Annotated in this window: 17 protein-coding genes; 5 read left to right on the top strand and 12 right to left on the bottom strand. The window is 74.2% G+C overall.

Going from position 1 to position 19,943, the window contains the following annotated elements:
* The first annotated feature begins 124 nt into the window (after positions 1-124).
* From EDD39_RS18175 to EDD39_RS18165, 3 genes are all read left to right on the top strand, one after another.
* Complete coding sequence (locus EDD39_RS18175; RefSeq protein ID WP_123557349.1) at positions 125-1,051, top strand: DMT family transporter; 927 nt, start codon at positions 125-127, stop codon at positions 1,049-1,051.
* A gap of 176 nt (positions 1,052-1,227) precedes the next feature.
* The gene (locus EDD39_RS18170; RefSeq protein WP_123557347.1) at positions 1,228-2,067 is read left to right on the top strand and encodes a polysaccharide deacetylase family protein; all 840 of its coding nucleotides are present in this window, start codon (positions 1,228-1,230) and stop codon (positions 2,065-2,067) included.
* A 90-nt stretch (positions 2,068-2,157) separates the two neighbouring features.
* Positions 2,158-3,156, top strand: a complete 999-nt coding sequence (locus EDD39_RS18165; RefSeq protein WP_123557345.1) for a ketopantoate reductase family protein — start codon at positions 2,158-2,160, stop codon at positions 3,154-3,156.
* Between the two features lie 22 nt (positions 3,157-3,178).
* On the opposite strand, the gene EDD39_RS18160 is transcribed toward EDD39_RS18165, so the two are convergent.
* A complete protein-coding gene (locus EDD39_RS18160) occupies positions 3,179-3,997 on the bottom strand; it encodes an SDR family NAD(P)-dependent oxidoreductase (protein WP_123557342.1) in 819 nt (272 codons plus the stop codon).
* A 242-nt stretch (positions 3,998-4,239) separates the two neighbouring features.
* On the opposite strand from EDD39_RS18160, the gene EDD39_RS18155 reads away from it, so the two are divergent.
* Positions 4,240-5,106 (top strand): 3-hydroxybutyryl-CoA dehydrogenase, encoded by an 867-nt coding sequence (locus tag EDD39_RS18155; RefSeq protein WP_123557341.1) that lies wholly within the window; start codon positions 4,240-4,242, stop codon positions 5,104-5,106.
* A gap of 57 nt (positions 5,107-5,163) precedes the next feature.
* On the opposite strand, the gene EDD39_RS18150 is transcribed toward EDD39_RS18155, so the two are convergent.
* The 10 genes from EDD39_RS18150 to infC all read right to left on the bottom strand — a co-directional run bounded on the left by EDD39_RS18150 (position 5,164) and on the right by infC (position 15,872).
* On the bottom strand, positions 5,164-5,583 hold the full coding sequence (locus EDD39_RS18150; protein WP_123557338.1) for a hypothetical protein: 420 nt from the start codon (positions 5,581-5,583) through the stop codon (positions 5,164-5,166).
* Positions 5,584-5,827: 244 nt separating this feature from the next.
* Entirely contained in the window at positions 5,828-6,688 is an 861-nt protein-coding gene (locus tag EDD39_RS18145) for a chitosanase (protein ID WP_123557336.1), read from the bottom strand.
* A 444-nt stretch (positions 6,689-7,132) separates the two neighbouring features.
* Positions 7,133-8,350: an MFS transporter gene (locus tag EDD39_RS18140; protein ID WP_123557334.1), complete on the bottom strand. Its 1,218-nt coding sequence runs from the start codon at positions 8,348-8,350 to the stop codon at positions 7,133-7,135.
* Positions 8,351-8,503: 153 nt separating this feature from the next.
* A complete protein-coding gene (pheT, locus tag EDD39_RS18135) occupies positions 8,504-11,014 on the bottom strand; it encodes a phenylalanine--tRNA ligase subunit beta (protein ID WP_123557332.1) in 2,511 nt (836 codons plus the stop codon).
* The gene (gene pheS, locus EDD39_RS18130) at positions 11,014-12,135 is read right to left on the bottom strand and encodes a phenylalanine--tRNA ligase subunit alpha (protein WP_030464253.1); all 1,122 of its coding nucleotides are present in this window, start codon (positions 12,133-12,135) and stop codon (positions 11,014-11,016) included. The genes pheT and pheS overlap by 1 nt, the downstream gene beginning before the upstream one ends.
* 127 nt (positions 12,136-12,262) lie before the next feature.
* The gene (locus EDD39_RS18125; protein ID WP_123557330.1) at positions 12,263-13,351 is read right to left on the bottom strand and encodes a sensor histidine kinase; all 1,089 of its coding nucleotides are present in this window, start codon (positions 13,349-13,351) and stop codon (positions 12,263-12,265) included.
* Positions 13,352-13,395: 44 nt separating this feature from the next.
* A complete protein-coding gene (locus EDD39_RS18120; protein WP_123557328.1) occupies positions 13,396-14,265 on the bottom strand; it encodes a TrmH family RNA methyltransferase in 870 nt (289 codons plus the stop codon).
* Between the two features lie 103 nt (positions 14,266-14,368).
* Positions 14,369-14,755: a 50S ribosomal protein L20 gene (rplT, locus tag EDD39_RS18115; protein WP_030464250.1), complete on the bottom strand. Its 387-nt coding sequence runs from the start codon at positions 14,753-14,755 to the stop codon at positions 14,369-14,371.
* A 104-nt stretch (positions 14,756-14,859) separates the two neighbouring features.
* Positions 14,860-15,054 carry a 50S ribosomal protein L35 gene (rpmI, locus tag EDD39_RS18110; RefSeq protein ID WP_014134668.1) on the bottom strand — a complete coding sequence of 65 codons (195 nt, stop codon included), beginning with the start codon at positions 15,052-15,054 and terminating at the stop codon, positions 14,860-14,862.
* 134 nt (positions 15,055-15,188) lie between these two features.
* Positions 15,189-15,872: a translation initiation factor IF-3 gene (gene infC, locus EDD39_RS18105; protein WP_425269699.1), complete on the bottom strand. Its 684-nt coding sequence runs from the start codon at positions 15,870-15,872 to the stop codon at positions 15,189-15,191.
* Between the two features lie 509 nt (positions 15,873-16,381).
* On the opposite strand from infC, the gene EDD39_RS18100 reads away from it, so the two are divergent.
* Positions 16,382-16,762, top strand: a complete 381-nt coding sequence (locus EDD39_RS18100; protein WP_030464248.1) for a DUF1844 domain-containing protein — start codon at positions 16,382-16,384, stop codon at positions 16,760-16,762.
* Positions 16,763-17,017: 255 nt separating this feature from the next.
* Here the strand turns inward: EDD39_RS18100 and gcvP are convergent, their stop codons facing one another.
* On the bottom strand, positions 17,018-19,888 hold the full coding sequence (gene gcvP / locus EDD39_RS18095) for an aminomethyl-transferring glycine dehydrogenase (protein WP_123557325.1): 2,871 nt from the start codon (positions 19,886-19,888) through the stop codon (positions 17,018-17,020).
* Positions 19,889-19,943: the final 55 nt, after the last annotated feature.

Genomic DNA, 19,943 nt, shown 5'->3' with positions numbered 1-19,943 from the left:
CCTCGCATCGACCGACCGACCGACCAGCCCACCCAGCATCCCATCCCCCACCCCCGATTGGTCCTCTCCTCAGCCCCCCAAGTGGCCCTGTGAACCGGACCACCCGGCTCCTAGCGTGGAACCCGTGACCGACACCACCGCCCCCGTCCCGGCCCCCGCCGCCGTCCCGGCCCCCGCCGCCGCGCTGCCCCGCGGCCGCTCCCCGCACCTGACCGGCACCCTGCGCGCGGCCGGCGCGATGTCCGTGCTGGGCGCCTCCACCGGCGTGACCGCCGCGTTCTCGTCCTATCCGCTGGCCGGCGGCCAGGCGCTGCGCTACACCCTGGCGGCGGCGATCCTGCTGCCGCTGGCCCGTCGCCGACCGCGGCTCGCGCACCGGCTGACGCCCCGTGAACTCGCCCTGCTGCTGGCGCTGTCCGCCACCGGCCTGTTCGGGTTCAACCTGCTGCTGGTCGCCGCGCTGCGGCACACCGACCCGGCGGTGGTCGGCAGCGTGGTCGGCTGCACCCCGCTGCTGCTCGGGGTGGCCGGTCCGCTGCTGGCCCGCCGCCGCCCGGCGGCCCGGCTGCTGGCGGCGGCCGTCCTGGTGGTGTGCGGCGCGGCGCTCACCCAGGGCTTCGGCCACGGCGACGCGCTCGGCCTGCTGTACGCGACCGGCACCCTGCTGTGCGAGGCGGCCTTCTCGCTGCTGGCCGTCCCGCTGCTGCCGCGGCTCGGCCCGGTCCGGGTGTCGGCGTACACCACCCTGCTCGCGGTGCCGCTGTTCGCCGTGGCGGCGGCCCTCTCCCCGGCGGCGCTGCGGATGCCGACCGGCGGGGAGCTGCTCGCGCTGCTCTACCTCGGGCCGGTGCTGACCTGCGGGGCGTTCCTGCTCTGGTACTCGGCGCTGACCGTGCTCCCGGCCGACCGGGCGGGCCTGTTCGGCGGCCTGATCCCGCTCACCGCCACCCTCTCCGGCGCGGCCCTGACCGCGACCGCCCCCACCCCGCTCCAACTGCTGGGCGCCGCCCTGGTCACCGGCGCCCTGCTGTTCGGCGCAGCGGCCACCTGACGCCCCGGCGGCCCCGCCGCCCTCGCCACCCCGCTGTCCCCGTCCTCACAGCCCGCAGCCCCCCGCCGCCCTCACCACCCCCACCGCTCACGCCCCGTCACCTCCCCGCGGGGCGGCCACTCGTCCGGGCGGCCACCGTTGCCGCCCGGACGCGGCATCCGCTTAGGCTGGCCGCGATGACAGTCGACCGCCGCAGTGTTCTGCGTTCCGCCTCCCGCCTGGCCGCGCTGAGCGCCGCCGGCGGCCTCGTCGCCGCGTGCGGCGGCCCCTCCGACGGCCACGGTGCGAACGGCCCCTCGGTGGCGGCCCGCCCGCAGCCCGAGCACCTGACCGAGTCGCCGAGCCCGAGCGCGAGCGCCTCGCCGTCGCCCTCGCCCTCCGCAACCCCGTTCGCGCTGCCCCCGCTGGCCGCGGACACCCCGCAGGAGGTGGTGACCGGCCCGCGCAGCCGGCCGCAGCTGGCGCTGACCTTCCACGGGCAGGGCGATCCGGCGATCGCCACCGCGCTGCTGGAGGCCGCCGAGCAGCGCGGCGCCCGGCTGACCGTGCTGGCAGTGGGCAGCTGGCTGGACGAGCAGCCGCAGATCGCGCAGCGGATCCTGTCCGGCGGCCACGAGTTGGGCAACCACACCCAGAACCACCTGGACATCTGCTCGATGCGCCCGGAGCAGGCGCACGAGGAGATAGCGCAGTGCGCACAGCGGCTGCAGCGCCTGACCGGGTCGATCGGCCGCTGGTTCCGGCCGTCCGCGGCGCAGTACGCGAACGCGATGGTGAAGGAGCAGGCCCAGCAGGTCGGTTACGCGCACGTGCTGTCCTTCGACGTCGACCCGCGCGACTACGCGGACCCGGGCGCGGACGCGGTGACCCGCCGGGTGCTGAAGTCGGCGGCGGCCGGTTCGGTGGTCGCCCTGCACATGGGCCACCCGGGCACGGTCACCGCGCTGCCGGCCATCCTGGACGGCCTGGCCGGGCAGGGCCTCCACGCGGTGACGGCCTCCGAACTCTGCGCCTGACCCGCCCTCAACCCGCCTTCACGCCGCCCCACCTCACCCCGCCCCGCCCCGCCCCACCGTCCGGCTCCCCGCCCGTGCGATGCTCGGGACATGCGCTACATCATGCTGGGCGCCGGCGCGGTCGGCGGCACCATCGGCGGACGCCTCCACCAGAGCGGGCGCGAGGTGGTCCTGGTCGCCCGCGGCCCGCACCTGGCGGCGCTGCGCGCCGAGGGCCTGCGGCTGACCGTCCCGGACGGCACCCACCGGCTGGCGGTCCCGGCGGTCGGCGGCCCCGAGGAGGTCGAACTGGCGCCGGACGACGTGCTGGTGCTGGCGGTGAAGACCCAGCACTCGGCGGCCCTGCTCGACCAGTGGGCGCCCCGCCCGGTCGCGGGCGGCGGGACGGCGGGCGAGCGGCTGCCGCTGGTGTGCGCCCAGAACGGCGTGGAGAACGAGCGGCTGGCGCTGCGCCGCTTCGCCCGGGTGTACGGGATGTGCGTGTGGCTGCCGTCCACGCACCTGGAGCCGGGCCGGGTCTCGGCGGCGGGCTCGCCGCGTTCGGGCATGCTGCACCTGGGCCGGTACCCGCACGGCGCGGACGAGTTGGCGTCCCGCGTCGCCGCCGACCTGGCGGACTCTCACTTCGACGCGCCGGTCAGCGCGGACGTGATGGCCTGGAAGTACGCGAAGCTGCTGAGCAACCTGGGCAACGCGCTGGAGGCGGTGGCCGGTCCGATCGACGGCGAGCTGCGGATGCGGGTGTGGCGGCGGGCGCGGGCCGAGGGCGAGGCGGTGCTGGCGGCCGCCGGGATCGCCCACCCGTCCGAGGAGGAGCAGCGGGCCCGGCGCGGCGACCGGGTGGTGCTGGTGCCGCTGGAGGGCGCGGTGCGCGGCGGCGGTTCGTCCTGGCAGTCGCTGGCGCGCGGCACCGGCGACATCGAGGCCGACCACCTGAACGGCGAGGTCGTCCTGCTGGGCCGCCTGCACGGCGTGCCGACCCCGCTCAACGCGGCCCTGCAGCGCCTGGCCGCCGCCTTCGCCCGCGAGGGCCGCCCGGTGGGCTCCCTCCCGGACGCCGAGCTGGCCGCCCTGCTCGACCTCCCCTAGCGCCGGCCTCCCGTCGCGCCGTTCACCCCATCGGGTCGTCCGGCCCGTACGGGCGCAGCCGCAGCGTGCGGGCGTCGGTGGAGCGGATGGTGGCGGCGGAGGCGACCAGGGTCTCCAGGTTGTCGCGCCCGGCGTGCAGGAAGCGCCCGTGCAGCCCGTCGAAGCGGCCGCGGGCGGCGTCGACGGTGACGGCGACCATGTACGGGATGGAGCCCCAGGCCTTCATGTCCCGGAACATCTCCATGCCGGCGGTCATCTCGGTGGCGACCGCGCCGGGGCTGATGTCGAGCACCACGACGCCGTGCTCGCCGACCGAGTCGGCGATGTTGTCGGAGAGCTGCAGCAGCGCGCCCTTGGAGGTGGCGTAGGCGGTGTAGTGGCCGTCGGGGCGCAGCGCGAAGCCGCTGTTGAGGTTGACCACCCGGCCGCGGCCGCGCCGCACCATGCCGGGCAGGACGTTGCGCAGCAGGTTGTAGGGGCCGCGCAGGTTGGTCTCGACGACCTGCCACCACTGGGCGGGGTCGGTCTCCCAGACCGGCACTTCGGCCCGGTCGACCTGCCCGGCGTTGTTGACCAGCAGGTCGACGGGGCCGAGGTCGCGCTCGATCGAGCGGACGGCTTCCCGGACGGCGCCGGGTCGGGTGACGTCGGCGGTGACGGCGACGCCGCGGGCGCCGTGCCGCACGCACTCCTTGAGGGTGGCGATCAGCTTGTCCTGGGTGCGGCCGACCAGGCCGACGGCCATGCCCTCGGCGGCCAGTCCGACGGCGATCTCCCGGCCGATGCCGCGCCCCGCCCCCGTGACCAGTCCGACCTGTCCGGCGAGTGATCCCGTCCCCATCTGCCTGCTCCCTCCTCCGGCTGGACCCCCGCATTCTGGTCCCCGCCTCGGGGCGCGCGGGGAAGCGCGCGCGGCGCACCGCCGACGCTCACCCGTCCGGCCGAGCCCCGGGTGCGGGCCGCTTCCCGGCACGCACCGATGTGAACGGGCGTTAAGGCAGGTAGTACCGTCGTCCGGGCGGGCCACGGCGCCCGCGACACCCCCGGCCGGGTGACCCCCGGCTCCTCCCGAAGGGCATTTGAGTGAGCGACATCGCGCGCGTCGGAGTAGTCGGCTGCGGCCTCATGGGGTCGGGCATCGCCGAGGTCTTCGCCCGTTCCGGCCTGGACGTGCTGGTCTCGGAGAACAGCGGCGAGGCCCTCGAACTGGGGCGCACCAGGGTGACCAACTCGCTGGAGACCGCGGTGCGGCGCGGCAAGCTGTCGGAGGAGGACCGGGACGCGGCGCTGGCCCGGCTGTCGTTCACCACCGAGCTCGCCGACTTCCACGACCGTGACCTGGTGGTCGAGGCGGTCGCCGAGCGCGAGGACGTCAAGGTGGCGATCTTCCGCACGCTGGACCAGGTGATCACCCGGCGGGACGCGATCCTGGCCTCCAACACCTCCTCCATCCCGATCGTGAAGCTCGCCGCCGCGACCACCCGCGCCGAGCAGGTGATCGGCCTGCACTTCTTCAACCCGGCGCCGGTGCAGAAGCTGGTCGAGGTCATCCCGACCCTGACCACCTCCGCCGAGACCACCACCCGCGCCGAGCAGTTCACCGTCGAGGCGCTCGGCAAGGAGCCGATCCGGGCCCGCGACCGGGCCGGTTTCGTGGTCAACGCCCTGCTGGTGCCCTACCTGCTCTCCGCGGTCCGGATGTTCGAGTCGGGCGTGGCCACCGCCGCCGACATCGACAAGGGCATGGAGGCCGGCTGCGCCCACCCGATGGGCCCGCTGCGGCTGTGCGACCTGATCGGCCTGGACACCATCGTCTCGATCGCCGAGTCGATGTACGACGAGTACAAGGAGCCCCTGTACGCGGCCCCGCCGCTGCTGTCCCGGATGGTCGACGCGGGTCTGCTGGGCCGCAAGTCCGGCCGCGGCTTCTACGACTACACCGCCTCCTGACGCCGCGCCGCCGGGCCGTTCCCACTTCGTGGGGGCGCGGCCCGGTGCCGGGCGCCGTCACGGACCGGCGTAGCGGACCACGTCGGCGATCCGGCAGCTGACCGGGCCGTGCGGGTCGGCGGTGCCCTGGGCCTGTTCGAGGGTGTCCTGGCCGGGCGGGAGCGAGCCGGCGGCGGCGACGCCCTCGGTGACCTGCCGGCCGGAGCCGTCCTCGAAGGCGATCTGCACCACGTAACTGCTGGTGGTGGCGGCGTGGTTGGTGATCCGGACGGTGGCGGCGGGCCACTGCAGCTCGTCGTCCACCCGGCAGGCGGTGACCTCGACGTCGCCGAGCGCGGCCCGCGCGGCGTCCTCCGCGCGCTGCGCCCCGGCCTCGCCGCTCCGCCCGCAGCCCGCCAGGGCCAGAACCAGCGCCAGGGCCAGGGCCGAGGCTGCGGCGGCCAGGCAGGCGGCGGTGGCGATCGCTCGGGTGCGCATGGTCTCCCCTCCGGACGGACACGGTTCGGGGCCGACGCTACGAGCCGCCGGGGCCGCCCGCCCGGAATGTGTCCGATCTGTAACCACCGTGCGGAGCAAGCGTGTTGACGGTGCGTCAGCGAATCGAACGGGCGGCCGGAGCGCGCCGAACGGCCCGGCGCGCGGGCGCCGGGCCGTTCGGGCGGTGCAGGGCGGTGCGGGACGGTGCGGTGCAGGGCCGTGCGGACGGAGCGGAGCGGGGCGGTCAGGCGTTGATCTGGTACGGGTCGCCGTAGACCTTCCACTTGAGCGGCGGGTTGAGGTCGAAGTTCTTGGCGTTCAGGAAGACCCGCTGCTCGGTGTCGACCCGGCTGGTGTCGGCGTGCGCCTCCTCCTGCTTCATGATCACCTTGCGGGCGTCCAGGAAGGCGTTCAGGTAGGTGGCCTCGTCGCCGCCCTGGGCCGGGGTCTTGGCCTTCTTCATGGCGGCGGCGCGGATCCCGCCGAAGCTGTCGGAGCTGGTGCCCGGGCCGTGCATCACGATCGCGTCGTAGTAGACGAACTGGCCGAGCGCGCGCAGCCCGTCCGCCTTGGCCTGCTTGACCGAGGGGTTGAAGTACACCCGGTCGCGCTCGTCGTTCTGGGCCTGCTGGAAGACGGTGTCCTTGGCGGCGGTCCTCCAGTCGTTGACGAAGGCGCTGCCGAGGCCGGAGTGCGAGTCGCTGCCGTTGACCTTCTTCAGCGCGGGCAGGTACTTGGCCAGCACGTTGCCGGACTTGAGGTCGGTGTAGTGCTGCACCAGTTCGAGCATGTCGCCGGTGCCGGAGCAGAAGCCGATGATGCCCGCGGTGTAGCCGCGGCCGTCGCCGATGTCCTCGATGTACTTGTACTGGGCCTTCCAGTCGAGCGAGGAGTTCTCGGCCGAGGAGACCAGCTCCATGGCGATCTCCTTCTTCGCCGGGTCGTCCAGCCCGACCGCGGCCACCGCCACGGTGCTCGCGCCGGCCGCCGCCGGGGTGGCGGCGTGGCCGGTCCCGGCCGCGGCCAGGGTCAGCGGGAGGGCGCCGACCAGGAGGGCGAGGGCGGCCCGGGCGGTGCGGGCGGTGCGGTGCTTGCTGGGGTGCATTCTGACGCTCCGTCTGCCGGCTGCGGGCAAGGGGGTGCCCACAGATGAGGGTTAGGAAAGTTTCCTAACAAGGATTGAAGCGTCCGCATCACGCTCCCGCAAGACGTCCGACCGCATCCGGGCCAAGAGATCCGCCCGAACGGCCCGACGCCCCGTCACCCCCCTGCCCTCCCCCGCCCCGTCCGCGCCGAACCGCCCGCACCCCGGCCCGCCCGGGAAACCGCTGGCCACCGGGCCCGCGGACGACCGGCGCCGGACCGGCCGGAGACCTGCGGGGCCGGCGCCGAGAACCGGCCCGCCGCCCGGCCGTTCACCCACCGCACCGCCGCCGCCCACAAGACGTTCACCCACTCCTCCGCCTGACGCCGCGCCACACCCCGCCCGCGGCCACCGCCCCCGACGCCACGTCACACCCCGCGCGCCACCGCCGCCCCCGACGCCACGTCACATCCCGCCCGCCGCCACCGTCCCCGGCACTCCGGGCCGCACCGCCACCGCCGCCTCCCGCACCACCGCCGGCCGCGAGACCACCGTCACCAGCAGCGACACCGCCGCCAGCGCCCCGATCGCCCAGCGCACCTCCACCAGCTGTGCCAGGGTGCCCGCCAGCGCCGCGCCCACGCCCTGCCAAGCGATCCGCCCCGCCGACTCCACGCCCTGCACCTGCCCCCGCACGGCCTGCGGCGTCAACGCCAGCAGCCGCTCCTGCAACGGCAGCGTCGCCGCGAACCCGACGCCCGCCACCCCCACCGCCAGCGCCGCCGCCCACACCGGCGGCCGGGCCGCCAGCAGCAGGAACGGCCCCGCCAGCAGCAGCCGCAGCCCGTACGCCAGCCGGGCCCGCCGGGCCGCGTCCAGCAGCCGGCCCACCACCAGGTCACCCACCAGCATCCCGGCCGAACTCGCCGCCAGCAGCGTCCCGGCCGCCGCCGGCGCGTACAGCAGGAACAGCGCCTCGCAGCCCACCACCAGCCCGTTGGGCACCCACAGGTTCAGCAGCAGCGCCCGCCGCCCCGGCCGGCCCAGCAGCTCGACGTTGCCCCGCCAGGTCTCCCGCAGCCCGGGCCGGCGCGGCGGCCGCACCGACCGCTCCCGCACCGTCGCCGCCACCACCAGCGCCGCCAGTGCCGTCAACCCGGCTGCCGCGCCCAGCAGTTGGTACGGCGTCAGCACTGTCAGCAGCGCCCCGCCCAGCGCGAACCCGAGCACCGACGCCCCGCCCGCCGTGACGTTCATCAGCGACCTGGCGGGCGCGTACCCGTCCGGCGGCACGATCTCCGCCAGCAGGCCCATCCGCGTCCCCGTCCCCAGCGACTGGAAGAGCCCCACCCCCAGCAGCAGCGCGAACCGCGCCGCCAGCGGCAGCCCCGGCACCGCCTGCGCCAGCGTCGCCGCCAGCGCCAGCAGGTGCAGCGCCACCAGCGTCCGGCGCGGCCGCGCCCCGTCCGCGAGCGACATCAGCGTCAACGCGCCCAGCACCGCCGTGAACGACGACCCGTACATGCTCACCGCCGTCAGGAACGGCGCCCCGGTGCGCGCCCGCACCAGCGTGCCCAGCGCGAACCCGGACAGCGTCCCGGCCCCCGCCAGCAGCGTGAAACCTGTGTACAGCCCCGCGAACTCCCGCTGCCGCAGCAGCGCCAGATACCCATGACCAGTCATGAAAAAAGCCTCCGACGCTGCCGCGGGGGCGCGTTCGAAGGCCTACGGGGGAAAATCTACCACTCGACGCCCCGCCCCCGCCCGGGTTTCCCCGGGAACGACGGAGCCCCGCCGCTCCCCCACCCGGGGGCGCGACGGGGCTCCGGCAGGCCGTCAGGCCCCGCGCAGCACCGCGCCGGTGCGCTCACCGGCCACCGCGACCGCCGACGCCCGGGCCGCCGACGCCTCGTCGGCCGTCAGCGTCCGGTCGGTGGCGCGGAAGCGCAGCGTGTACGCCAGCGACTTCTTGCCCGCACCCGCCTGCTCGCCGGTGAACACGTCGAACAGCCGCAGCGACTCCAGCAGTTCGCCCGCGCCCTCGCGCAGCGCCGCCTCCACGTCCGCGGCGTGCACGGCCGCGTCCACGATCAGCGCCACGTCCTGGGTCGCCACCGGGTAGGCGGAGACCGGCGGGCCGGAGACCCGGCGGCCGTCCTCGAACAGCAGGTCCAGGTCGAGCTCCATCGCGCTGGTGCGCTCCGGCAGGTGCAGCGCCTTGACGACCCGCGGATGCAGCTCGCCGGCGTGGCCGACGACCTCCTCGCCGACCAGCAGCTCGGCGCAGCGCCCCGGGTGCCACGGCGCGTACTGCGCCTGGCGGACGGTCAGTTCGACGCCCGCGGCGGCGGCGACCACCCGGGCCGCCTCGACCGCGTCCGCCCAGCCGGACGGCGCGCCCTTGCCCCACCAGCCGGACGGCAGCCGCTCACCGGTCAGCGCGACGGCGACCCGGCGCGGCTGGTCGGGCAGGGCGGCGTCCAGCTCGGCGAGCTGCTCCTCGCTCGGGCGGCGGTCCACCGGCAGCCGCGGCGCGACCTTCGGCTCGGCCTTGGGCAGGAACACCGTGCCGGTCTCGAAGATCGCCAGGTCGGTGTTGCCGCGCCCCACGTTGCGCCGCAGCGCGCCCAGCAGGCCCGGCAGCAGCGTGGTGCGCAGCGCCGGCTCGGCGTCGTTCAGCGGGTTGACCAGCTTGACGGTGCGGCGGCGCGCGTCGTCCGCGTCCAGCCCGAGGCCGTCGAAGGAGGCGTCGCCGACGAACGGGTACGCGTTGATCTCCACGTAGCCCGCGCCGGCCAGCGCCACGCCGACCCGCCGGTGGAAGCGCTGCGCCTCGGACAGGCCGCGCCCGGGCGGGGTGACCGGCATCCGGGCCGGGACGTTGTCGTAGCCCTCCAGCCGGATGACCTCCTCGGCGAGGTCGTACGGGTCGGTCAGGTCGGGCCGCCAGGACGGCGGGGTGACCTCCAGGACGTCCGCCCCGACGACCGAGCAGCCGACCTCCTGCAGGCGGCGGGTGACGGTCTCGCGGCCGTACTCGGCGCCGGCGACCCGGTCGGGCAGGTCCGCGTCGATCGGGATGGTGCGCACCGGGTGCGGGGCCGCGATGTCGGTGACCCCGGCCTCGGCGGTGCCGTCGGCGATCAGCACCAGCAGGTCGACGGCGCGCTGCGCGGCGGCCCGGGCGGCCTCCGGGTCGACGCCGCGCTCGAAGCGCTTGGACGCCTCGGAGGGCAGCTTGTGGCGCTTGGCGGCGCGGGCGATGGCGACCGGCTCGAAGTGCGCGGCCTCGATGATGATCTCGGTGGTGCCGGTGACGGCGCCGGTCTCGGCGTCGACGACCGGGTCGAGGATCTCGGTGGTGGCGCCGCCCATCACGCCGGCCAGGCCGATCGGACCGGAGTTGTCGCAGATCAGCAGGTCCTCGGCGGACAGCTTGCGCTTCACGCCGTCCAGCGTGGTCAGCGTCTCGCCCTCGGCCGCCCGGCGGACCTGGATCGGCCCGTCCACCCGGCTGCGGTCGTAGGCGTGCAGCGGCTGGCCGACCTCCAGCATCACGTAGTTGGTGATGTCGACGGCCAGCGAGATCGGGCGGATCCCGGCCTTCTGCAGGCGGCGCTGCAGCCAGATCGGCGACTTCGCGCCCGGGTCGACGCCGGTGACGGTGCGCGCCACGAAGCGGTCGCAGCCCACCGGGTCGGCGACCTTCACCAGGTAGCCGTACGCGTTGGCCGGCGGCACGTCCAGCAGCGCCGGGTCGGCCAGCGGCAGGCCGTACGCGGCGGCGGCCTCGCGGGCCACGCCGCGCATCGACAGGCAGTAGCCGCGGTCCGGGGTGACCGCGATGTCGAGCACCTCGTCGACCAGCTGCAGCAGTTCGAGGGCGTCGGTGCCGGCCTCGAACTCGGGCGGCAGCACGATGATGCCGTTGTGGTCGTCGCCCATGCCGAGCTCGCGGGCGGAGCAGATCATGCCGGCCGAGGTGTGGCCGTAGGTCTGCCGGGCGGAGATCGGGAACGGCCCGGGCAGCACGCCGCCGGGCAGGATCACCACGACCTTGTCGCCGACCTGGAAGTTGGTGGCGCCGCAGACGATCTCCTGCGGCTCGCCGGTGCCGTTGGCGGCGCCGACGTTGACGAAGCAGTGCCGGATCGGCTTCTTGAAGCCGGTCAGCTCGTCGATGGAGAGCACCTCGCCGACCACCAGCGGGCCCTTGATGTCGGCCCCGAGCTGCTCGACGGTCTCCACCTCGAGCCCCGCGCGGACCAGCCGGGCCGCGACGTCGCGGCCGGTCTCGCCCGCCGGCAGGTCGACGTACTCGCGCAGCCAGGAAAGCGGGACGCGCATCAGATCTCCATCCCGAACGGGAGGGTGAAGCGGACGTCACCCTCGACCATGTCGCGCATGTCGGCGACGTTGTGACGGTTCATCAGGATCCGCTCCAGGCCCAGGCCGAACGCGAATCCGCTGTAGCGGTTCGGGTCGATGCCCGCGGCGACCAGCACCCGCGGGTTGACCACGCCGCAGCCGCCCAGCTCGATCCAGCCCTCCGAGGAGCAGGTCCGGCACGGGCGGTCGGGGTTGCCCACCGAGGCGCCGCGGCACACGAAGCACTGCAGGTCGATCTCGGCGCTGGGCTCGGTGAACGGGAAGTACGAGGGGCGCCAGCGCAGTTCGAGGCCGCCGCCGATCAGCTTCTCCACCAGCACCTCGATGGTGCCCTTGAGGTGGCCGAAGGTCAGGCCCTCGTCCACCGCGATCGCCTCGACCTGGCGGAACACCGGGGTGTGCGTGGCGTCCAGCTCGTCGGTGCGGTACACCCGGCCGGGGCTGACCGCGTACAGCGGCGGCTCGCCGGCCAGCATCGCGCGGATCTGCACCGGCGAGGTCTGGGTGCGCAGCACCATGCCGGAGTCGGCGGTGCCGTCGGGCGCCTCGACGAAGAAGGTGTCCTGCATCGAGCGGGCCGGGTGGTCGGCGTGCAGGTTGAGGGCGTCGAAGTTCAGCCACTCCGCCTCGACCTCGGGGCCGGACGCCACCTGGTAGCCCATGGCGACGAAGGTGTCCTCGATCCGCTCGGCGAGCGTGGTCAGCGGGTGCCGGGCGCCGCGCGGCACGCGGCCGTACGGCAGGGTGACGTCCACCGCCTCCTCGACCAGCACCCGGGCGTCGCGCTCCGCCTCCAGCTCGACCTGGCGCTTGGCCAGGGCCTGGTTGACGGCGCCGCGGGCCTGGCCGATCAGCTTGCCCGCGGCGGCCTTGGCCTGCGGGGGCAGGGCGCCGATCTCTCGGTTGGCGAGCGACAGCGGGGAGCGGTCGCCGGTGTGCGCGACCTTCGCCTGCTTGAGCTCGTCGAGGTCGGCGGCGGCGGCGAAGGCGGCGATCGCCTCGTCCCGGGCCTGCTCCACCACTTCGGGCTTGAGGGCCTCGACCTCGACCGGGTCGTACGACTTATTGGGTGCCGACATCTCTATCTTTCCCGTGCTCCTGCTCGTGATCAGGTCTGCTGCGTCGCCGGGCGTCCAAGAACGCCAAGGGTCGAGTGTAGTCGCAGGCCGCGACCCCCCACCGCGACGGACCGCGGCGCCGGGCGGCTCAGAGCATGAAGTCGGGGACGCCCGCGGGCAGCACGAACCGGAACCGGGCGCCGCCGCCGTCGGCCCGGCTGATCCGGACCACCCCGCCGTGCGCCTCCACGATGCCCTTCACGATGTACAGGCCCAGGCCGGTGCCGCCGCGCCTGGAGCCGCGCCAGAACCGGGTGAACACCCGCGGCATCGCCTCCTCCGGGATGCCCGCGCCCTGGTCGCTGACGGTCACCGCGGTGCCCTCCACCGCCCGCGGCGGCGTCCCGGGCGTCTCCACCAGCTCCCGCGCCGGCCCGACCTCGATGGTCACGGTGCCCTCGCCGTGCCGCACCGCGTTCTCCAGCAGGTTGGCCAGCACCTGGTCGAGCTTGTCCGGGTCGCCCCACTGCTCGGCGGGCGGCCCGGCCACCCGGATGTCGAAGCGCTCGGCGGGGATCCCGGCGGCCACCTTCCCGGCCACGTGCCGGTGCACGGCCGCGGCCAGGTCGATCCGCTGCTTGCGGATCTCCAGCCGGCCGGCGTCGATCCGGGAGATGTCCAGCAGTTCGGCGATCAGCCGCACCACCCGGTCGGCGTCCGCGTCGACGGTCTCCAGCATCACCCGCTTCTGGCCGTCGTTGAACCGCTCCCACTTGGCCAGCAGCGTCGCCGTGAAGCCCTTGACGCTGGTCAGCGGGGAGCGCAGCTCGTGCGCGACGGTGGCGATCAGCTCGGCGTGCGAGCGCTCGGTACGCCGCCGCGCCTCGGTGCCGCGCAGCGTCACCACCACCTGCCGCACCGGACCGCGCGGCGCGTCGCGCACGTACCTGGCGCACACCAGCACCTCGCGCCCGTCCAGCAGCAGGTTCCGCTCGGGCTGCCCGGTGCGCACCGCGAGCCCGCCGTACGGGTCGGTGAGCCGCCACCAGCGGCGGCCGTCCAGGTCCTCCAGCGGCAGCGCCCGCTCCAGCGGCACGCCGATCGCACCGCGCGCCGAGCGGCCGGTGATCCGTTCCGCGGCCCGGTTGAAGACCACCACCCGGCCCTGCCCGTCCGCGACCACCAGCCCGTCCGGCAGGTCGTCAGGTTCGACCGGTGCCCAGTTGACGCCGCCCATGGGTGTCCTCCCCGCCCGCCCCCTCGCAGGCCCAGGAACCGACCCTAGCGCGCCGGGCCCTCGGCGCGACACCCGCTGTGGGAGCGCTGGGCGCGCGCGGAGGCGTACAGGCACACGGCGGCCGCCGTGGCGAGGTTCAGGCTCTCCGCGTGCCCGTGGATGGGCACCCGCACCACCTCGTCCGCCAGCGCGCGGGTCTCCTCCGGCAGGCCCCACGCCTCGTTGCCGAACACCCAGGCGCACGGGCCCTCCAGGGTGCCCTCGTCCAGCTCCTGGTCGAGGTCGCGCTCCCCCGCGCCGTCCGCCGCCAGCACCCGCACCCCGGCCGCCCGCAGCCGCGCCACCGCCTCCTCGACCGGCACCCCGGTCGCCACCGGCAGGTGGAACAGGCTCCCGACGGACGCCCGCACCGCCTTCGGGTTGTACGGGTCCACCGAGGCGTCGGTCAGCACCACCGCGTCCGCCCCGGCCGCGTCCGCGGTCCGCAGCACGGTGCCCGCGTTCCCGGGGTCGCGCACGTGCGCGAGCACCGCGACCAGCCGGGGCCGGGCCGCCAGCACCTGCTCGAACGGGGTGTCGATGAACCGGCACAGCGCGACGATGCCCTGCGGGGTGACGGTGTCGCAGATGTCCGCGACCACTTCCTCGGTGGCGGTCAGCACCGGCAGCCCGGCCTCCCGCGCCCCGGCCACGATCTCGGCGTGCCGCCCGGCGGCCTCCGCCGTCACGTACACCTCCACCACGGCGTGCTCGCCGTCCGGCAGCCGCCCGAACGCCACCGCTTCCCGCACCGCCTGCGGGCCCTCGGCCAGGAAGCGCCGCTCCTTGCCGCGCTGGCTGCGCTTGGCGAGGCGGCGGGCGGCGACGACGCGCGGGGAGCGCAGGGAGGTCAGCAGGGGGGTCTCGGTGCTCATGCTCACGATCTTCGTCACGGGCGGGCGGGGGCGCGGTACGCGACGGACCCGCAGGCCGGGCGGCCTGCGGGTCCGGGGAACGCTTTCAGGGCGAGCGCCTGGATCAGGCGGCGACCTTGGGGGCGTTGACGTCCGCCGGGAGCGCCTTCTGGGCGACCTCGACCAGGGCGTGGAACGCCACGGTGTCGTTCACCGCGAGGTCGGCCAGCATCTTGCGGTCGATCTCGACGCCCGCGGCCTTGAGGCCCTGGACGAAGCGGTTGTAGGTGATGCCGTTGGCACGGGCAGCGGCGTTGATGCGCTGGATCCAGAGCTGGCGGAAGTCGCCCTTGCGCTTCTTGCGGTCGTTGAAGTTGTAGACGAGCGAGTGGGTGACCTGCTCCTTGGCCTTGCGGTACAGGCGCGAACGCTGACCGCGGTAGCCGGAGGCCCGCTCGAGGATGACCCGGCGCTTCTTGTGGGCGTTCACTGCCCGCTTGACGCGTGCCACTTCATTACTCCTTGGTTCCGGACCTCGGATCGTGCCGGCGGTCCGTTATTCGATTCGGTCGGGAAGGATCAGCTGGTGCCCGCGACCCGGTCGCGGGCGGGCGATCACTTGCCGAGAAGCTTCTTGATCTTCTTCGCGTCGCCCGGGGCCAGCTCAACGGTGCCGGCCAGCTTGCGGGTCAGCGTCGAGGGCTTGTGCTCGAGCAGGTGGCGACGGCCGGCACGCTCGCGCAGCACCTTCCCGGAGCCAGTGATCTTGAAGCGCTTGCTGGCGCCGCTGTGCGTCTTCTGCTTCGGCATGTCGCCGTATCTCCTCGTCGGTCCGTTCCGGCCCGCACCGTACGGTGCGGGCCGGAACTGGATGGATCTCGTCTCCAGGGCGGGACGCCCCGGAACCGGGTGCCTCGGCTCCCCGGCCGCCCGAGCCCGAAGGCTCAGGCGTCCTGGGCAGCCTCGGCGGGCTGCTCGACCTCGGCGGCCTCGGCGGCGTCGTCCGCGGGGTCGGCGGTCTCGGCAGCCTCGGTCTCCTCGACCTCCGCCACCTCGACCTCGTCCTCGACGTCGTCCGCCTGGTCCGCGGCCGGTCCGCGACCCAGCCGCTCCGCCTTGCGGGCGTCAGCGGCGGCGCGGGCCTCGGCCATGGCCTCGGTCTTCTTCTTGTGCGGGCCGAGAACCATGATCATGTTTCGGCCGTCCTGCTTCGGAGCGGACTCCACGAAGCCCAGGTCCTGGACGTCGTCCGCGAGCCGCTGCAGCAGTCGGAAGCCCAGCTCGGGGCGGGACTGCTCACGACCGCGGAACATGATCGTGATCTTGACCTTGTCGCCCTGCTTGAGGAACCGGACGACGTGACCCTTCTTGGTGTCGTAGTCGTGCGGGTCGATCTTCGGCCGGAGCTTCATCTCCTTGATGACCGTGTGCGCCTGGTTCTTGCGCGCCTCACGGGCCTTCATGGCCGACTCGTACTTGAACTTGCCGTAGTCCATGAGCTTGCACACCGGCGGGCGCGCCGTGGCGGCGACCTCGACCAGGTCCAGGTCGTACTCCTGGGCAAGCTCCAGCGCCTTCGCGAGCGGGACGATGCCGACCTGCTCGCCGCTGGGACCGACGAGTCGCACCTCGGGGACGCGAATCCGGTCGTTGATGCGGGGCTCGGTGCTGATGGGGCCTCCTCGGTTGCACCTTTTCCGATGCGGCCGTCGGGCGGCGGTCGCACGTAGTGGTTTTCGACCACTGGGCGGGGCTTCATTCATGCTCCGCTGCCGCCCTGCCGCCTGGCAGGAGCACCGAACGCACGAAAAAAGCCCCGCACGGTACAGGCGGGGCTCCACACGTTCCGGGATGTCCTGGCGGACACCACTGGCAGCGAACAATCCTTGCGGCGCTCGCCACGGACCGGACCCGTCGGCCCTTCGGCCGATCAGGTGGGAGACTGTCGCGGTTGCCCTCTCGGGCCTCCTGGAGTGGAGCCTCCACTTGCTGGCCGGGCACCCCGAAGGGTCGCCTGGCCGGTCAGTCTCGAATCATACCAGCGTTCCGGGCCCGACCGGTATTCCGACCCCCTCCCACCCGCCTTGTACGCTCCTTCCGTACTGCGCTTTCGCACCAGCACCCCCGGAGTGACACCTTGACCAGCCAGCCCGACCACGCGCACGAGTCCGAGTCCGACCAGGCCCTCGGCTTCGACGACCTGACCCGCGACATCGCCGAGGTCCCCGCCGTCGAGGTGATCACCACCGTCGCCGTCCACCTGATGAGCGCCGCCGCCGTCAAGTGCGGCCTCGCCGAGGGCGGCGAGGCCGACAAGGACCTCGACGAGGCCCGCAAGCTCATCACCGCCCTGGCCGGCCTGGTCACCGCCGGAGCCCCCGAGATCTCCAACTTCCACGCCGCCCCCCTCCGCGACGGCCTCCGCTCCCTCCAGCTCGCCTTCCGCGAGGCCTCCCTCGTCCCCGACGCCCCCGGCTCCGGCCCCGGCGAGAAGTTCACCGGCCCCGTCTACTCCTGACCCGCCCCCTTTTCCCCCGCCCCGCCAGGGGCGCCGGGAACTGCGCGCAGCGGAAGGCCACACGCAGAAGCCGCCCGACCGAGAGAACTCCCCCGGCGGGCGGCTTCCGTCTTTCCCCCTCCCCCCTCTCCCCGCCGAAGGCGTCTCCCCTCCCCCGCCCCGCCAGGGGCACGGGGAACTGCGCGCAGCGGAAGGCCACACGCAAGAAGCCGCCCAACCGAGAGAACTCCCCCAGCGGGCGGCTTCCGCCGTCAGCTACGCGTCGTACTCGTCCATCGGCGGGCACGAGCACACCAGGTTCCGGTCCCCGTACGCGCCGTCGATGCGTCGCACCGCCGGCCAGTACTTGTCCGCCGGGTTGACGCCCGCCGGGAAGACCGCCTCCTCGCGGGTGTACGGGTGCGCCCACTCGCCGGCCAGCATCGACGCGGTGTGCGGGGCGTTGCGCAGCGGGTTGTCGTCCGCCGCCCACTCGCCCGCGCCGACCTTCTCGATCTCGCCGCGGATGGCGATCATCGCCTCGCAGAAGCGGTCGATCTCGTGCAGGTCCTCGGACTCGGTCGGCTCGATCATCAGCGTCCCGGCGACCGGGAACGACATGGTCGGCGCGTGGAAGCCGTAGTCGATGAGCCGCTTGGCGATGTCGTCGACGCTGACGCCGGTCTCCTTGCTGAGCGGCCGCAGGTCGATGATGCACTCGTGCGCGACCAGCCCGCCGGGGCCGGTGTAGAGCACGGGGTAGTGCGGGGCGAGCCGCTTGGCGATGTAGTTGGCGTTCAGCACGGCCACCTGGGTGGCGCGCTTGAGGCCCTCGCCGCCCATCAGCCGGACGTACGACCAGGAGATCGGCAGGATCGCCGCCGAGCCCCAGGGCGCGGCCGAGATCGGTCCGACGCCGGTCGCGGGGCCGGCCTCGGCCTGCAGCGGGTGGTTGGGCAGGTACGGCGCGAGGTGCGAGCGCACCGCGACCGGGCCGACGCCGGGGCCGCCGCCGCCGTGCGGGATGCAGAAGGTCTTGTGCAGGTTCAGGTGCGAGACGTCCGCGCCGAACTTGCCGGGCTTGGCGAGGCCGACCAGCGCGTTGAGGTTGGCGCCGTCGACGTAGACCTGGCCGCCGGCCTCGTGGACGAGCGCGCAGATGTCGGTGATCTGGGTCTCGAACACGCCGTGGGTGGACGGGTAGGTGACCATCAGGACGGCCAGCTGCTCGCCGTGCTGGGCGATCTTCGCCTTCAGGTCCTCGACGTCCACGTCGCCGTCGACGAGCGTCTTGACCACGACGACCCGCATGCCGGCCATCGCCGCCGAGGCCGCGTTGGTGCCGTGCGCCGACGAGGGGATCAGGCAGACGTCGCGCTGGGTGTCGCCGTTCGCCCGGTGGTAGGCCCGCACCGCGAGCAGACCGGCCAGCTCGCCCTGCGACCCGGCGTTCGGCTGGATCGACACCGCGTCGTAGCCGGTGACCTCGACCAGCTGCTGCTCCAGCCCGCGGATCAGCGTCAGGTAGCCCTCGGCCTGCTCCACCGGCGCGAACGGGTGCAGCTGCCCGAACTCGGGCCAGGTGACCGGCTCCATCTCGGTGGTCGCGTTGAGCTTCATGGTGCAGGAGCCCAGCGGGATCATGCCGCGGTCGAGCGCGTAGTCCCGGTCGGAGAGCCGGCGCAGGTAGCGCAGCATGGCGGTCTCGGAGCGGTGGCTGTGGAAGACCGGGTGGGTGAGGTACTCGTCCTCGCGCAGCAGCCCGGCCGGCAGCGCGTCCGCGTCCTCGGCGACCTCGGCCGACACCCCGAACGCGGCGAACACGGCCGCCAGGTGCTCGCGGGTAGTGGTCTCGTCGCACGACACGGACACCCGGTCCCCGTCGGTCCGGTGCACGTTGACGCCGCCGGCCAGCGCCGCGGCCACGACCTCGTCGGCCCGGCCCGGGACGACCGCGGTGACGGTGTCGAAGAAGGTGTCGTGGGCGAGTTCGACGCCGCCCGCGCGCAGGCCCGCGGCGAGCGCGGCGGCGTAGCGGTGGGTGCGGCGGGCGATGTCGGCGAGGCCGTCGGGGCCGTGGTAGACGGCGTACATGGAGGCCATCACGGCGAGCAGCACCTGCGCGGTGCAGATGTTGGAGGTGGCCTTCTCGCGGCGGATGTGCTGCTCGCGGGTCTGCAGGGCGAGCCGGTAGGCGCGGTTGCCGTCGGCGTCGACGGAGACGCCGACCAGGCGGCCGGGCAGGTTGCGGGCGTGCTCGGCGCGCACGGCGAGGTAGCCGGCGTGCGGGCCGCCGAAGCCCATCGGGACGCCGAAGCGCTGCGAGGTGCCGCAGGCGATGTCGGCGCCGAGCTCGCCGGGCGAGCGCAGCAGGGTGAGGGCGAGCAGGTCGGCGGCGACCGCGACGACCGCGCCGAGCCCGTGCGCCTGCTCGATGACGGCCTTCAGGTCCCGCACCGCGCCGGACGCGCCCGGGTACTGGAGCAGCACGCCGAACACGCCGCGCTCGGCGACCTCGGCGGGGATGCCGTCGCTCAGGTCGGCGGTGACGACCTCGACGCCGGTCGGTTCGGCGCGGGTCTCGATCACGGCGAGGGTCTGCGGCAGGGTGTCCGCGTCGACCAGGAAGACGCCGGGCTTGTTCTTGGTGACGCGCCGGGCCAGCGCCATCGCCTCGGCGGCGGCGGTGCCCTCGTCGAGCAGCGAGGAGCCGGAGGTGTCCAGGCCGGTCAGGTCGGCGACCATGGTCTGGAAGTTGAGCAGCGCCTCCAGGCGGCCCTGCGAGATCTCCGGCTGGTACGGGGTGTAGGCGGTGTACCAGGCCGGGTTCTCCAGCACGTTGCGCAGGATGACCGGCGGGGTGAAGGTGCCGTAGTAGCCGAGGCCGATCATCGAGGTGAGGACCTGGTTGCGGCTGGCCAGTTCGCGCAGCTCGGCGAGCACCTGGGCCTCGCTGCGGCCGGCGGGCAGGCCGAGCGCGGTGAGGCTGCGGATGGCGTCGGGGACGGCGGCGTCGGACAGCTCGTCCAGGGAGGCGTAGCCGACCTGGGCCAGCATCTTCTGCTGGGCGTCGCTGTCGGGACCGATGTGGCGGTGCTCGAAGGGGCTGGCCTGCTCAAGGTCGCTGAGCGTCGGCTGGGCGTTCATGGGGGTCGGGCCTCCTGGTCGCGGACCGGCGGTGGTACGCACGCGGTCGGCGGCC

The sequence above is a fragment of the Kitasatospora cineracea genome (assembly GCF_003751605.1).
GTDB classification, from domain to species: Bacteria; Actinomycetota; Actinomycetes; order Streptomycetales; family Streptomycetaceae; genus Kitasatospora; species Kitasatospora cineracea.
Note: the sequence above shows the minus strand (reverse complement) of the source record. Positions and strands in the feature narration are given on the sequence as shown.

Coding starts and splice junctions, on each gene's coding strand:
- EDD39_RS18145 (WP_123557336.1), bottom strand. CDS start 6,688: ATGCACCCCAGCAAGCACCGCACCGCCCGCACCGCCCGGGCCGCCCTC.
- gcvP (WP_123557325.1), bottom strand. CDS start 19,888: ATGAACGCCCAGCCGACGCTCAGCGACCTTGAGCAGGCCAGCCCCTTC.
- EDD39_RS18120 (WP_123557328.1), bottom strand. CDS start 14,265: ATGAGCACCGAGACCCCCCTGCTGACCTCCCTGCGCTCCCCGCGCGTC.
- pheT (WP_123557332.1), bottom strand. CDS start 11,014: ATGCGCGTCCCGCTTTCCTGGCTGCGCGAGTACGTCGACCTGCCGGCG.
- EDD39_RS18150 (WP_123557338.1), bottom strand. CDS start 5,583: ATGCGCACCCGAGCGATCGCCACCGCCGCCTGCCTGGCCGCCGCAGCC.
- rpmI (WP_014134668.1), bottom strand. CDS start 15,054: ATGCCGAAGCAGAAGACGCACAGCGGCGCCAGCAAGCGCTTCAAGATC.
- EDD39_RS18160 (WP_123557342.1), bottom strand. CDS start 3,997: ATGGGGACGGGATCACTCGCCGGACAGGTCGGACTGGTCACGGGGGCG.
- EDD39_RS18170 (WP_123557347.1), top strand. CDS start 1,228: ATGACAGTCGACCGCCGCAGTGTTCTGCGTTCCGCCTCCCGCCTGGCC.
- pheS (WP_030464253.1), bottom strand. CDS start 12,135: ATGTCGGCACCCAATAAGTCGTACGACCCGGTCGAGGTCGAGGCCCTC.
- EDD39_RS18140 (WP_123557334.1), bottom strand. CDS start 8,350: ATGACTGGTCATGGGTATCTGGCGCTGCTGCGGCAGCGGGAGTTCGCG.
- EDD39_RS18125 (WP_123557330.1), bottom strand. CDS start 13,351: ATGGGCGGCGTCAACTGGGCACCGGTCGAACCTGACGACCTGCCGGAC.
- EDD39_RS18165 (WP_123557345.1), top strand. CDS start 2,158: ATGCGCTACATCATGCTGGGCGCCGGCGCGGTCGGCGGCACCATCGGC.